Below are 15,144 nucleotides of genomic sequence, written 5' to 3' on the forward strand. Positions count from 1 at the left end.
CGGAGTAATCACATGACATTAAACCCTACAGTTCTGGTTATAAACAGTGGTTCATCATCTATTAAATTTTCAGTACTTACTGTGAGCAATTACGAAACCATTGTATCCGGAATTGCCGATGGTATCGGTACAGAAAAACCTTTTCTGCGGATTGATAAAGTCACTCAGTTTCAACTGGCCAAATGGAATTACGCTGACGCATTAGCCGCGATTACCGATGAGCTGGAAAAACGTGGTGTTAATAAATCAATTTCACTCATTGGTCACCGCATTGCCCACGGTGGTGAAATATTCAGTGAATCGGTACTGATTGATGATCGGGTAGTGGAGGAGATCAAAAAGGTTTCACCGCTAGCACCGCTGCATAATTACGCTAATTTGCACGGCGTTGAGGCTGCACGTCAACTGTTCCCCGGCATCAAGCAAGTGGCTGTATTTGATACTGGTTTTCACCAAACGTTAAAGCCGGAGGCTTATCTTTACGCGCTACCTTACCGCTATTTTCGCGAGTATGGGATACGACGTTATGGGTTTCATGGCACCTCGTATCGCTATGTGGCGGGGCAAGCGGCGAGTTTCCTCGGCCTTGATGGGAAGGATTGCGGCCTGATTATCGCTCATTTGGGGAATGGAGCCTCTGTCTGCGCCGTTCAGGACGGCAGAAGCGTCGATACATCGATGGGCATGACTCCTCTGGAAGGCTTGATCATGGGGACTCGCAGCGGTGACGTGGACTTTGGCGCACTAGCGTATCTGGCACGCCAGACTGGGCAGAGCCTGGATGATCTGGATCATATGCTAAATAAGGCGTCTGGCTTGCAGGGGATATCCGGTCTCTCTGCGGATATGCGCGTTCTGGAGAAAGCTTATCACGAGGGGCATGACGGGGCGCGTCTGGCAATCCATGCCTTTGTACACCGCCTGGCACGGCATATCGGCGCGCATGTCAGCGCGTTACGCCGATTCGATGGCTTGATTCTGACCGGAGGAATCGGTGAAAACTCATCGCTTATCCGTCAGTTAATACTGGAACATCTGGCCGCTTTTGGGATTGATATTGATCACGGTAAAAATAAGCGGCTGCTGCATGGAACTGCCCACGTCATTACTACTGCCCGCTCACGGGTCGTTGTCGCCGTGATCCCCACTAACGAAGAGAGAATGATTGCGCTCGATGCTGTTCGTCTTGGCTATGCACAACAGGACACTGCGGTTCCTGAGGCCGTTTTCTAGTCGTTTGCCACATTAAGAAACCACTCATATCTTGTTTATTGGAGTTCGTTCATGAAGACCGATGTAGATGTAAACAATAAAAAATATGCAGATGCCTGGCTGGGATTTAGCGGAAACGATTGGCACGGTGAGATTAATGTTAGGGATTTTATTCAGAAAAACTATCAGCCATATGAGGGGGATGAGTCATTTCTGTCAGAGGCGACGTCTGCCACGCAAAAGCTGTGGGAACAGGTTATGGAGGGGATTCGGCTGGAGAATGCCACTCATGCCCCGGTTGATTTTGATGATGATATCGCCACCACTATTACCGCTCATGAACCCGGTTATATCGAGTCTGGCTTGGAAAAAATCGTCGGGCTACAGACCGATAAACCGCTCAAGCGCGCGTTACACCCTTTCGGCGGTATTAACATGGTACAAAGTGCATTTGACGCTTATGGCCGTGAAATGAATGCCGATTTCAAATATATCTTTACTGATTTACGCAAAACCCATAATCAGGGTGTGTTCGACGTTTACTCCCCTGAGATGCTCAAATGCCGTAAATCCGGCATATTGACCGGCCTACCGGATGGCTACGGGCGAGGGCGCATTATCGGTGATTACCGACGTATTGCACTTTATGGTATCGACTATCTGGTACGGGAGCGCGAGTTGCAGTTTGCCGATTTACAACCGCAGCTTGAGCAGGGGATTGAGCTGGAGAGAGTGATTCGCCTGCGTGAGGAACTGGCGGAGCATCGCCATGCATTGTTGCAGATTAAGACGATGGCTGCCCGCTACGGTTTTGATATCTCAGATCCTGCCAAAAATGCTCAGGAAGCTATTCAGTGGCTCTATTTTGGTTATTTGGCAGCGGTGAAATCGCAGAACGGCGGGGCGATGTCTCTGGGCAGAACCGCGACATTCCTCGATATTTATATTGAACGCGACTTGGTAAACGGAGCACTGAGCGAACAGGATGCACAGGAGCTTATCGATCACTTCATCATGAAAATCCGCATGGTTCGCTTCCTGCGTACCCCTGAGTTCGATTCGCTGTTCTCCGGTGATCCTATTTGGGCCACCGAAGTGCTCGGCGGAATGGGGTTGGATGGCCGTACATTGGTCACCAAAAACACCTTCCGTTATCTCCACACGCTAGACACAATGGGGCCAGCACCAGAACCGAATTTGACCATTCTATGGTCGGAAGCGCTGCCAGCGGCATTTAAGAGCTATGCCGCCAATGTATCAATCCAGACCTCGTCGTTACAGTATGAAAATGACGACCTGATGCGTGCTGACTTTGACAGTGATGACTACGCCATTGCTTGCTGCGTTAGCCCGATGGTGCTCGGCAAGCAGATGCAGTTCTTCGGTGCGCGCGCTAATCTGGCGAAAACCTTGCTGTATTGCATCAATGGCGGCAGGGATGAAAAACTCAAAATTCAGGTCGGCCCGCAATGTGCGCCAATGACCGATGAAGTGCTGGATTATGAGAGGGTGATGGCCAGTCTTGATGTATTTATGGACTGGCTGGCGGTGCAATACATCAGCGCGCTGAATCTGATTCATTATATGCATGATAAATACAGTTACGAAGCCTCACTGATGGCGCTGCACGATCGTGATGTCTATCGCACGATGGCTTGCGGTATCGCCGGGCTTTCGGTGGCCGCGGATTCCCTCTCGGCTATCAAATACGCTAGGGTTAAACCTATTCGTGATGCTGATGGGCTGGCTGTCGATTTTGCGATTGAAGGGGAATATCCACAGTACGGTAACAACGACGAGCGCGTCGATACGATTGCCTGCGATTTAGTCGAGCGCTTTATGAAGAAGATCAGTAAGTTGCCGACCTATCGCAATGCGGTGCCGACCCAATCAATTCTGACTATCACTTCCAATGTGGTTTACGGCCAGAAGACCGGTAATACACCGGATGGCCGCCGTGATGGTATGCCATTTGCGCCGGGAGCCAACCCGATGCATGGCCGTGATCGCAAAGGGGCGATTGCCTCACTCACTTCGGTCAGCAAACTGCCGTTCAAATATGCCAAAGATGGAATTTCCTACACGTTCTCGATTGTCCCTGCGGCATTAGGCAAGGACTCGGCGATACGTAATAATAATCTGGTTGGCCTGTTGGACGGCTATTTCCACCATGATGAGGCAATGGAGGGCGGGCAGCATCTTAATGTTAATGTGATGAACCGAGACATGCTGTTGGATGCCATTGAACACCCGGAGAATTACCCAAATCTCACCATTCGCGTCTCTGGCTATGCGGTACGTTTCAACGCCCTGACGCCTGAGCAACAGCAGGATGTTATCTCCCGCACTTTCACCCACGCATTGTAATTATCCCCAACCCCCCTTTAACAAAGGGGGTCTCAGACTGCAGGCTAGGTATTTTTCAGTCTTTGTGCGACAGCATTCAACTTATGTTGAACGATTAGCCGCTGTTTCACTTAACGTAAAATAATTCACTTTCCTAATTTCAGCTCCAGTACTCGATCCACAGAGGTAATTGTTTCAGCTCTATGAGCTGTAAGCCGTATAGGTAACTCTAACTCCTTTTCCTTTGGTTCTTACCTAACAGAGCCAACTGAGTTGCCGATGGAGTCAAGCCCATTTTTGGGCAAGCTGTTATTGTGTGGAATAGCAACGCTGGAATCTGACTGATAAGTTAGCCCTTATAGAACCAAGCTTTTAAATGGTTAAATGATGACATTTTTATATCTTCTAATGATATCTAATTTCTAGCCAGTAATACGTATGACTTCAATATAATTCATTAAGAATACACACTGATCCTGTTGAGTATTTTATGCTTGAACTACTTAGTAGTTATGATTCCTACCTACCTCATGGTGAAATGCAATTGACCTGGGTCACATTTATTATAAAATATTTGTAGGAATATTCTCTCTAATAATCTCTTATATTCTTGTTCTTATTTTAATTGAATTTCGTTGGCGCTCTTGTACCGCAATGTCTTACGGTATTATTAATGAGAAATTTCTCAGTTGTCGAGTCGAATAATATATTTATAATGTGTAGGATGTTTACAATTGGTAACATCTTGATGCTTTGTCTTATACAATCAATGTTTCTACACTATATCTCGCGGGTGTTTAATCGATATTTTATTTAAGTGAGAACGCATTTTTATACTTGGTAATTTTATCATGAGAGTGAGCGATGGTATTATCATGATTATTTAAAATAATCCTGTTTTATTCAATGCCATGTGCCTTTCTCTTAGTCGTTTAAACTTATTACGCATTGGTTTAAAAATGGATTTATTAATTTTACATATTTAACATGGAAGTCAGGTTATGTCTAAAAATATTCTCTCCGTATCTATTATAATCATTTTGGGCGGCTACCCGTGTCCACCGTTATTATTGACCATCCTCTTGGTTTATTTGGTGGTCTCTCTTCCGATATTCATAACTTATCGAGGTAGGAATGCTTTCACTGCTACTTATACAGCCGGAGTAACCTATATTTATAGGGCCAGAAAATTTGAGCATAAAGAACATATTTTCCAGATGACTTTTAATAGTATTGATTCCCCCTGTCTTGCCACAACACTAAGGAATATCATCAATACTGTCAGGCATAACTCTAGAATGCCCACTTTACGGAGTGGACTTACATACATCAAATAGTTCTCGCGAATGTCACGTATCGTCGGCATATGCTACCTCTTTGAATGTAAGGTGCGTAAGAGTATTGCTTAAATTTTTAGAGATTTCTCCGATAAATTTTAGTGAATACCTTGCTCTGTCAGTCCTAATTATCTGAGCAGGAATATACATATTCAGATAATTAGAGCTATCACCCTTGAGTCGAAATGCAATGATAAATAGGGAATGTAAGCACATGGATAAATTATCTCTTGCTATTTTTAATAAAAAATATATTTATTATCAGTACCTCTATACATTAGACTCAAGTCACGGTCATCACTCTATGCTTGGTAAAGAAAATCGCCTGAGTCGTGAGGTGAAATCATCTAATAATACATGGTTATATTTATGTATCAGTCAGGTAAGGGGGCTGTTATTGGCAGTGTTATTGTCAATAATAATTGAGAGTAGTGCATATGCGGTAAATTATACAACAACGCAAATTTGCAGTAACGGTCAAACCTGTATTTATACCGCTGCGGACACATTTAACCCCTCATCAAAATCTGCAATCTACGTTATTGATAGTCAGTTACAATTAACGGGGAGTCAGTTGTTCTTTACTGATTCCATTGGAGTTATTTTGGACAATAGCACAGGGGAAATAACAGATGCGATTATTAATGGTGCTACCGATTCGACCTCTGGGGTGAATGTATCAGTGCGAAACTCATCACTGTTAACGCTACTTGGTACAAACAGCCTAACAGGCTCACGTAGAGGATTAAACGCTCAAGGTAATAGTCATGTCATTAGCAACGGTAACCTTGATATAGATATAAATGATCCATTCGCTCTAAACCCAGAAATATCTGGAATAACGAGTTTCGAGGCATCAATCATAGAACTTAATGGTTTGCAAACTAACATTAGCTTGGGGAATTCTCGTATAAATGAAGCTAAGTATGGGCTGTTCGTTGATAGCGGTGGAGTAATAACCACCGATAATGTACAAAGTTTAGTTACTGTCACTACATATGGCACGGGTGGAGAAGCGGCCATAATGGCGACAGGGCTTAACAGCCGTATTAGTTTAGTGAACGCAAATATAAAAACATTAGGGTTATCTGATTCATTATCGTCAGTCAGTGCATATAATTCAGGAAACGTTACTTTCAGCGGCTTGCTTAGCATCGAGTCTCCCTTTTCTAAAGGTGTAGAGGTAAGCAGCGGTGGGGTAGTCTTGTTAAATGATGTAAATATTGCTAATAGTGGTAATCAAGACCATTCAATTTATGCGCAAGGTGATTTATCCAGGGTTGCAATAACCGGATCGGCGAATCTTTGGATTGGTTATAGCAGTATTGCTGTTGATGGTGTACATGCGGATAACAGTAGCCGTATTGATCTCAATGGTACCACTGTTATTAACAATAAAGGGTCCATATCCAGCTCTGGGATTATCGCTACTCATTCGGCTATTATTGATATTACAGGCTCGACACTAATTACAATTTTTGGTGATGATTCATTCGGTTTAGCTGTTTATGACGGTGCATCGCTGCTCGCGCGTAATACTGATTTAGTGATTAATACAACGGGGAGCGGTGCCTCCGCCATCCTGGCCTCCGGTGAAGATACTGTATTAAGTGTTAATGGCGGGACTATTAACACTACAGGCGCTAATGCACATGGTATCAGCGTGACTAATCGGGCTAGTAAGACACTAGATAAAAATATAAACAATATCCTTCCGCATGTGACTATTTCCGGTAGTGGTTCTGCTGTATTAAATGCCTCAGGGATTGCCAGCCATTTAACATTACTTAATACATCATTAAATACGGCTATGACCGCTGGCTTAGATTCGTGGGGAGCTAAAGCAGAGAATGAAGGCTTGATTACCTTAGGAACAAACACAGATACAGGAGGAACTCGCCTCTGGGCCACCGGCGGGATCATTTCACTTAGTGACAATGCAAATGCTGCTGGCTCACACGTCAAGCTGAATACCTTAGGGGTATTAGATATATCGGCCTTCAATGGTAATGCCACGGTAGGCTCTATTGACGGTGATGGTAGCATTGCACTGGGTCGTAATACGTTGATTATCGGCGCAAATAATATAAGTAATAATGGCAGTTTGGTTGATAATGCTGATTATGCAGGTGGCTTCTCTGGTAGTGGTAATCTAATTAAAACCGGCAACCTCAACCAAATCTTGTCCGGTGCGGGTCACATTGTGAGTGATATATTTGTTAATGAGGGGACACTTACCTTTAAACAAAACGGCACCTTCACCGCTACGGGGAATTTCACTACTGCGGGTGGTGCAACAACGGTTATTGGTGCACAACCTGCAATATTACAGGTTGGCGGTGCTTTTAAGCAGCTTGCAAATAGTAACCTGGTTGCTTGGATAGGCGCGTCACCTGATATTATTGCAAATAGTGCAACACTCGAAGGCAAACTAACAATTAATGGATTCAACGCCATTCCTGAGCCGATATTAGCCAGTGCAGTGACCAACCAAAACTACAACTTCATTCACACTACCAACGGCATAACCGGTAATTTTACTAATATAAACAGTATTGATGGTTCATTTATAAACAGCGGGCTTGACTACCTGATTACCAGTGGTTTCGTCGAGAACAGTGGATTAGATTATAACTTGGGTTTCGAAATGGCCTGGACAGAGACTAATCCCACCAATCGGAGAGGTAGCTTCAGTCTGGCCGAAGGCTCTGCTTTTAATGTAGATTTAGTTTTAGCTAATCAACCTGCGAGTAATACATGGTCAGGGCAAGAGCTTATTAAAAGTGGCAGCGGTTTGTTAGTCTTATCAGCAAAGAACACCTATACCGGTTCAACAACAATTACTGGTGGAGAACTGGCATTGAAGGGGGCTGGAAATATATCGACCAGTAGCAATTTGTCGCTAACCAGCATATATAGCCTCTTCGACGTCAGCAGTATTTACGGTACTGATACCACAGTCAATAATTTATCGGGCGTACCTGGAAGCCAACTGGTACTGGGTGGTAAAACTTTAACGGTCAATAATAGCCAAGATACAGGCTACGATGGCAATATAGATGTGAGCGCAGCCAGCTTAGTCAAGGTTGGAAATAGCATATTGACGCTCTCAGGTAATACAGCCTATACCGGTAATACTTTGATCAAACAAGGTCAGCTCGTCCTGGATGGTGTTAAGGGTGGGGGGCAGTTGATCAGTGACATAACCGGATTACAAAATACTCAACTTAGCCTGGTTCGTGGTGCAAGTTTAACGGGTATTATCGATCCAATCGATGTGAGTATTGATAGCCGTAGTCACTGGAATATGACTGGGGACTCTATAGTTAATAAGATGATGTTAGCGGGTAATATCTATTTCTCTCCCGTGAGTCATTTAACGCAAGGGAGATCTTTGGAAGCGGCTAGCTGGGAGGGACAAAACGGAGTTGTAGAGTTGTTCGCTACGTTGAATAACGGGCAGTCTATTAGCGATAAACTCATCATTAATGGTGGGAATGTAACGGGGCAAACCTATATAGCTGTACATAATGCAGGCGGATTAGGGGGACAAACTACGGGAAATGGCATTCTGGTTGTCGAGGGTATTAATGGCGCAAACACCACAGTTCAAAGCAGCAAAGATAGTTTTAAACTTATCGCGCCTGTTTATGCCGGAGTGTACTCTTACAAATTAACCGCGGGTGATGCACAACAACGGGGCGAAAATTGGTATCTCACGAGTACATATTCATATCGACCAGAAACAGCTCTGCTCCCCTCATCTATTGATTTAGTCGGACAAATATGGCAAAGCATGGTCAGTACATTGAACGATCGTCGTGGTGATGTACATCGCGGTAATGATACTGAAATTGGAGTGGGCCAAGCGATTTGGATGCGTTTTATTGGGCAGGATAATCAACGCAACAGTAATGAAGGGGGCAGTACACCGGCATTCCAAGCACATATTAGTGGGCTGGAATTAGGTACGGACCTGTGGAACAGAAAAACGGATGATGATGCTGATAACATTGTCGGTGTTTATACGTCTATGGCGCATGGTAACGCCGATGTAAAAGGTTTTATTGATGGTGGAATGAATATTGACGCAGGTTCGGTAAGTAGTGATGCCTATAGCATAGCGGGCTACTTTACGCGCACAGAGTCAAATGGGCTTTACACTGATACCGTATTACAATATGGGTGGTCTGTAGGGAATAGAGCAAACCGTATTAATGTCAATGGACAAGGTATTACAGCGTCTTTAGAAATTGGTTTTCCATTCTCTGCCAATAAAACATTTTTTATCGAGCCACAAATTCAAGTCATTTATCAAAATATGCAATTCGATGATATCGAATTAGCAGAGACCTCAGTAAGCAGCATTATCAGTGATCAAACAACCGGCCGTATCGGTTTAAGAGGTGTTTGGCATGATGTGACTCTTGGTACTGTACAATGGACACCTTACCTTAAAGTAAATGCGTGGGGTCAAACAGGTGGAAATATTCAGACTGCTTATATGACGGAAACCCATGAAACCACGTTGCAAAACAACTTCAATCACACCACATTGGAATTAGGTGGTGGCACATCACTTGAGTTAAGTCGTACTGTGAGTGCTTATGTACAGGCTAGCTATCGTGATGGGATTAGTCATGGTGGTCATACAACACAAGGTTCACTGGGGCTAAATTGGCGTTTCTAAATAGCTGTTTAATAAATCGATGAGATTGGACACTTTGTTAGCCGTATTAATAAAATGAGAGTGAAAACAATCTTTATCAACGAGTTTAAATAAATGTGTTGGTTCGTCAAGGTATATTAAAACAGAGGAAGAACATACTGAAACACCATATCCAAACTTGTCTGCAACAGACTTCAGGAACAGTGATAAGGGATCAATCCAGTCTGGTTAACATTGATAATGGGGATGCAGCCTAAAATGGGTAATCCATTGAGCAGAAATTACGGTTCCAGATGGTAGCCAATTATTAATAGAGCATGATACGCTATTTTGTCCAATTGATGTTAAGTGAAATTTGTCATGTGGCTTATTGATTTATATGTTTATAGCTATATTAACTTTATGAGGTGCCTTATGATTATTGCTACAATATCTGATAATAATAATATATTTGCTGAGGGGCTTAAGGTTATTTTAGAAACTAGTTTTGAATGTTATTCAATACAAGTTAATATTGTAAGGGACCATAATGGATTGGATGTGTTGGCGTTCTATATTCCTGATGGTAAAGGTAATGTCAAGTTCAGTAGTGATGCACTTAAAATAGTGAATAGCAGTGAATATGTGTCTGATGCCTTTCAGGGAAATAATAATTATATTTATCGTGATGATAAAGTGAATACTATCATATGTAAGTCAAACGTTGTGCTTGGTTTTCTTTTTTTTAGAGTCATCACGGGCTCCGTCTCCTATCAAAAAAAGAACCTAAATCCCCTGTCTGTAGTCGAGAATAGAGTTATTTCATTGATATCAGAAGGATATAGTATGATTCAGATTGCCAAAGCTTTGAACAAAAGTGTGAAAACAGTGAGTTTTCAAAAAAGATCGGTAATGAATAAACTTAACATCACTAATAATGCTGATTTATATACTTGGATTTATCATGAGTTTAACGTATTAGGCAGATAGTGAAGTGGAATACTGAATTTGGCCACCGGCATAGAGGTGATATTGTATTCACTCCCGCTGGACGTATTTTAACCAGAGAGCTTTAGCTATATATTGAATTATGAAGCGCAGTGTAATTAATAAGTGTGGGGCAATTCACTGTGAACAGCCCCATCAATCTATAACAATCGCCTGACATAAATTAGCTGCGTTATTTTCGCGGATTTAATTATATGTCATGGTGAAGTTTGCTGTACTGTTTGCAATACCGGTCCCTACTGCTCCCTCAGTTTGATAATAACGCGCTTTTAAAGGAATGGAATAAGTTGCTTCTGTTGTGTTCACGACAAAAAAGGGAGCATTAAGTGGAATGATGTTATTTGAATTATCCAATAGCTGGACGCCCACGCCGGTAGCTCCACCTGGCGTTAATGCAAGGATATCCGCTGTTCCTGATGACACACCATCAAAAGTGATATTAACGTTAGTATTAATCGAGCAATTAGTCAGGTCAATCTTGAAACTTTTAGCCTCTGATGTACTACCAATATGTGTAAATATATTTTTAGGAATCATCCCTAAGTTCACATCAACGGAGGGGGTTGCCACCGAGCAACCCGAGTTTATGATGGTTCCGCCCGTTAATTTGAACCGTGTGATTGATATACCCATTTGAGTGTCACGAATAGATTCGTCGTATATTAGCCCTGTCGTCAATGCTCCTGACCCCACACTGTCAGACGTCTTATACAATTTGACTTGTACATAAATACCGTTGGGTGCAGCGCCATACTGTACGTTGGGGACTAAATTACTATTTGTAAAAGGAGACGGGGGGAAGACTGTCGTCCTGTCGCCTCTGAGCGTAGTCACTTGTACACCCACCCCTGGAATATTCGTATCCATCATAACGGAGTTTAGATCGGGTGGTGCCAGCGATGAGGGTGTTATAAAGATCAACGTCTGCCACGTTCGACTCCATGTCGCAGAACAGGTGAAATTAACAGGCCAACTTAAATTTCTTGAGCCACTATCAGCAAGCAGGTCACCGACGTTTTTACCTGCGGTATCGATATTTCCGGGATTCCAGGACGCTTCCGTTGAACGATCCCCTCCTCCTATAAATAGACATGCTGTCCTCCCCTGAACGGAGAATAAAAACAGCACTAACAATCCCATTTTTAATAAATAGTTACGATGTGTAGGAGCTTTGCTATTCATCGATATATTTCCTTCAAATAATTATGAGCAATATTCACTGACAAATTGCATCTATGTGGCGAATAGAAGGTGAATTAATAACCTCAGGTAATGTAAAACTCACCTGACAGCGTTGCGAAGTATCGTCCCCCCATTTCACCTCTAAATGCACATTATCGGGGATGCCACTCATATAAACCTGACCTTCGTCCCCAACGATACTGGTGTTGGGCTGTGCGGTTGCTGCAACATCGCTTTGGGTGACGATTGCGCCAAAGGGCACGGGTTTATTCCGGTATTGGAGATTGATTAATACACGGCTACCAACACGGGTTTTAAAATCAGCCAGTACAAGTGCCCCTTGTGTCGGGACTACGTTCTGAACCGCCAGATCGATATCGACATCATCGGCCATCGATTGGGTATCCAGTGCAATACGATTATTGCGGTAGGTACTGACAGAAGACACCACGGTATATCCCCGCCAGTCGGTATAAACGCCGGTATTATTTTCTACCCGCAGACCTTTTGCTCCTGGGGCTCGAACTAATGCTGCGGTATCGCCAAATTGTTGTGAGAAAGTTACACCGTAAGGATGGGCCGCAATGCCGCCATTCAGACCATAATTAAGCTGATGAGAATCATTGCTATAGTTATAACCTGTTCTCACTTCACCATAGGTTCCTTTATAACTCAGATTGGCATTCCCGCTGCTGCCCCCTCCCCGATTACTGTATCCCTGTGAAATGCCGTAGCTCAGATTATTATCAGCTAACGCCGTTCCACTCAGCCCAGCTTGCTGTGCCGTACTTCCACCTTTAGTCGTATTAATACTATAAGTCGCCCAGCTATTAGGCAGCCATCGGCTGAGTGGAATATGCACGCCAAAAGCGAACTGTTGGTTTGCCGCAATATCGCTTCCCGGATTTTGGGTATAGCTGTAACTGAAACTATAATTGATACTTTTGTAGCTCAGATTATATCCAGCCATAATACTACGTTCATAACCCTCTTTTCGCCAGTAGTCTTGTTGATAACCAGAGAAATTAAGCGATCCGAAATCTCCCATTGATTGGCTGATATTGGCCTGTATTTTGCTGCGCTTATTATAATTCGACATACCATTAGTGGTGTCGACATTGCTCCACTCATTCACTTCTTGAAAATCATAATAACCCTCTGTGGAGTAGCGGTATCCAGCCAGGCTAAATGAGGTGCTCGTTACGGCAATATCTTTTGAATAACGGAATCGATAAGATTGCCCTGAATGAGTTGTCGTATCCGGTAATTCTGTATTGGCCTGAATACCATCGAGAGAAATTGACCCCCAGTCATTAAAGCCATAACCGAGGCCCACTGCTATTGCGGTATAGTTTTCTGCAATCAGTGATCCACCATAAACGGTTGTGGCATAGGGCAGGCCATAAATCAGTGTGGCCTGACCAAAATTAGGCGTTTGGCTATTATTATTTGAAGACCGATATTGCCCGGCCGTGGCCGCATATTTCATTTGCCCTTCGCGGAGCATAATGGGCACGGACGAAAAAGGCTGGGTAAAGCTCCGTTCACTACCGTCTGCCTCCCGGATAGTGACGTCCAGATTACCACTGGCTGCGGTCGGGTAAAGATCAGTGATTTCAAATGCGCCAGGGGCGACATAGCTCTGATAAATAATGGAGTTATTCTGACGGATAGTAATCTGAGCGTTCGACTGTGCAATGCCACGAATAACTGGCGCAAAGCCTCTTAAACTGTCAGGCAGCATATTGTCATCGGAAAGCAACTGAGCACCTAAGAATTGCACACTGTCGAAGATATCACCGGGGGATGCAGTTTCCCCAAGCACCAGTTGCCCGCGGAGAGATTGGATATCACGTTGGGCATAAGTATTAATACTGTCCCAATTTTGCCCACCGCTGCTACTGTCAGAATAAGCGGAATAGTTACGTAATCGCCATGCCCCCATATTCAGCCCGCTGCGCAAATTCAGGTAATAACTATTGTTAGCTGCGGACTGATTATTGCTGAGGGTATTCGAACCACTGAAATTATAATCCATCAACAATGCAGTCAGCCCTGAATCCCACAACTCGGGGCTAACGTACCCGCGCGCACGATTGTCCAATGCAGCCTGAGGAATGCTGAGATTCAATCTCTGCTGATTAAAATCAAGACGGCTGCTGGCCTGGGGTATATACAGCCCTAAATCTGTTAATGGCGTATCGGGTGGTAATGCTTTTAACGCGGGAAATGCATCAATTTTCACGCCTATATCACCGAGTTGACGGGGCGTTAACTCCGGTTGTAGCTTGCCATTGATATCGACAAAATTCACCTTCTGCGAGCTAATGCGGCGATCGCCTAAATAAATATCAACCCAGTAGGTACCCGGAGACTGCCCTCCTACTTGAGAAAATTGGCTCAGGTCAGTCAGTTTGTCTGCTCTCCCCCTCATCTCAAGCGATGCCGGGTTGAAATAGTCTTCTGCATTGACAAATATTGGATAGAACATTGCCCCCAGGGTGACCTGAGTACTGATGCAAATAGCCAGCCATGAATACCGATACGCAGGATAAGTCGCTTTAGAACAGGTAGGCGTCGAGTATACAGAGACAAGATTGAGCATGTTTTTCCCTAACCTTCTGCATTATCTTGAAGGGATAAAATTTAAAAAAATAGAACCGATGCGGGCTATAAAACCACGTTCTGCCGTGGTGTGATGCCACCGTAGTCATTGATGGTTCCCCAACTGATCTGCGCTGATGCCCCAATGGGTTGGCTCAACACTTTCTTATCAAAAGGCGACACCATGACACTCTCTTTAATCGGCTGATTATTAATATAGATACGTGAAAATGAAATATAGTAAGGTGTGGGGTTAGTGATTTGTAGCTGATTATTAACACGGGAAAACGTGACTTTCTTATAGGCTTCATTGGCTCCCTTAAACAAATTCTGAGGGCGATAAATTAACTTCATCTTGGAGTTAATAGAAGGTTTACTGCATTTCTTTGTGTGGCGGGAATAGCTTTTATATTAACCCAAAATATCGATTCTTTATCATTAGGTAATGCGCCACCGGTGAGCATAATACGCAGAATATTCTCTTGTTTCCCATCAAGTCGAAACAGGGGTGGGGTTACAATAAATGGCGTTTTTTGCGTATTATTACTGGAATAATTATCGACCCATGACTGAATAAGATAAGGAGTACCCTCATCGGGGTTCCTTACGGCGACGGACGCTTCTTTTTTTGAGCTATCATAAATGAGGCGGGAACCCGTAATAATGACGCCAGCATAAGCTGCATTTGAAATGAACATTAAAGATATAATTTGTACAGCAATCATGCCTATCTTAAGCATCACGTTCTCCTCGCTAATAAATAAGTGGTCTAATTATCCACACACGTATATGGGACACTGGGCATCC

General features: G+C 43.6%; 8 protein-coding genes. 4 read left to right on the forward strand and 4 right to left on the reverse strand.

Going from position 1 to position 15,144, the window contains the following annotated elements; genetic code table 11:
• The first annotated feature begins 12 nt into the window (after positions 1 to 12).
• From tdcD to AT01_RS20270, 4 genes are all read left to right on the forward strand, one after another.
• Positions 13 to 1,233, forward strand: coding sequence for a propionate kinase (tdcD, locus tag AT01_RS14095; protein WP_042547578.1), 1,221 nt, complete (start codon positions 13 to 15; stop codon positions 1,231 to 1,233).
• A 51-nt stretch (positions 1,234 to 1,284) separates the two neighbouring features.
• Positions 1,285 to 3,579, forward strand: coding sequence for a formate C-acetyltransferase (pflB, locus tag AT01_RS14100; RefSeq protein ID WP_042547579.1), 2,295 nt, complete (start codon positions 1,285 to 1,287; stop codon positions 3,577 to 3,579).
• Positions 3,580 to 5,109: 1,530 nt separating this feature from the next.
• Positions 5,110 to 9,585 (forward strand): autotransporter outer membrane beta-barrel domain-containing protein, encoded by a 4,476-nt coding sequence (locus AT01_RS14105; protein WP_042547580.1) that lies wholly within the window; start codon positions 5,110 to 5,112, stop codon positions 9,583 to 9,585.
• 393 nt (positions 9,586 to 9,978) lie between these two features.
• Positions 9,979 to 10,533 (forward strand): helix-turn-helix domain-containing protein, encoded by a 555-nt coding sequence (locus AT01_RS20270; protein ID WP_049604251.1) that lies wholly within the window; start codon positions 9,979 to 9,981, stop codon positions 10,531 to 10,533.
• Positions 10,534 to 10,737: 204 nt separating this feature from the next.
• On the opposite strand, the gene AT01_RS20275 is transcribed toward AT01_RS20270, so the two are convergent.
• The 4 genes from AT01_RS20275 to AT01_RS22315 all read right to left on the reverse strand — a co-directional run bounded on the left by AT01_RS20275 (position 10,738) and on the right by AT01_RS22315 (position 15,077).
• Complete coding sequence (locus AT01_RS20275) at positions 10,738 to 11,733, reverse strand: fimbrial protein (RefSeq protein ID WP_052489976.1); 996 nt, start codon at positions 11,731 to 11,733, stop codon at positions 10,738 to 10,740.
• Between the two features lie 34 nt (positions 11,734 to 11,767).
• Positions 11,768 to 14,224, reverse strand: coding sequence for a fimbria/pilus outer membrane usher protein (locus AT01_RS14120; protein WP_042547581.1), 2,457 nt, complete (start codon positions 14,222 to 14,224; stop codon positions 11,768 to 11,770).
• Between the two features lie 179 nt (positions 14,225 to 14,403).
• On the reverse strand, positions 14,404 to 14,691 hold the full coding sequence (locus AT01_RS22310) for a fimbrial biogenesis chaperone (protein WP_235427141.1): 288 nt from the start codon (positions 14,689 to 14,691) through the stop codon (positions 14,404 to 14,406).
• Entirely contained in the window at positions 14,688 to 15,077 is a 390-nt protein-coding gene (locus tag AT01_RS22315; protein ID WP_235427143.1) for a fimbrial biogenesis chaperone, read from the reverse strand. Before AT01_RS22315 ends, AT01_RS22310 begins: the two co-directional genes overlap by 4 nt.
• Positions 15,078 to 15,144 lie beyond the last annotated feature (67 nt).

Origin of the sequence: Yersinia aldovae 670-83 (assembly GCF_000834395.1) — a bacterium.
Taxonomy (GTDB): Bacteria; Pseudomonadota; Gammaproteobacteria; order Enterobacterales; family Enterobacteriaceae; genus Yersinia; species Yersinia aldovae.

Coding starts and splice junctions, on each gene's coding strand:
- AT01_RS22310 (WP_235427141.1), bottom strand. CDS start 14,691: ATGAAGTTAATTTATCGCCCTCAGAATTTGTTTAAGGGAGCCAATGAA.
- AT01_RS22315 (WP_235427143.1), bottom strand. CDS start 15,077: ATGCTTAAGATAGGCATGATTGCTGTACAAATTATATCTTTAATGTTC.
- tdcD (WP_042547578.1), top strand. CDS start 13: ATGACATTAAACCCTACAGTTCTGGTTATAAACAGTGGTTCATCATCT.
- pflB (WP_042547579.1), top strand. CDS start 1,285: ATGAAGACCGATGTAGATGTAAACAATAAAAAATATGCAGATGCCTGG.
- AT01_RS20270 (WP_049604251.1), top strand. CDS start 9,979: ATGATTATTGCTACAATATCTGATAATAATAATATATTTGCTGAGGGG.
- AT01_RS14120 (WP_042547581.1), bottom strand. CDS start 14,224: ATGTTCTATCCAATATTTGTCAATGCAGAAGACTATTTCAACCCGGCA.
- AT01_RS14105 (WP_042547580.1), top strand. CDS start 5,110: ATGGATAAATTATCTCTTGCTATTTTTAATAAAAAATATATTTATTAT.
- AT01_RS20275 (WP_052489976.1), bottom strand. CDS start 11,733: ATGAATAGCAAAGCTCCTACACATCGTAACTATTTATTAAAAATGGGA.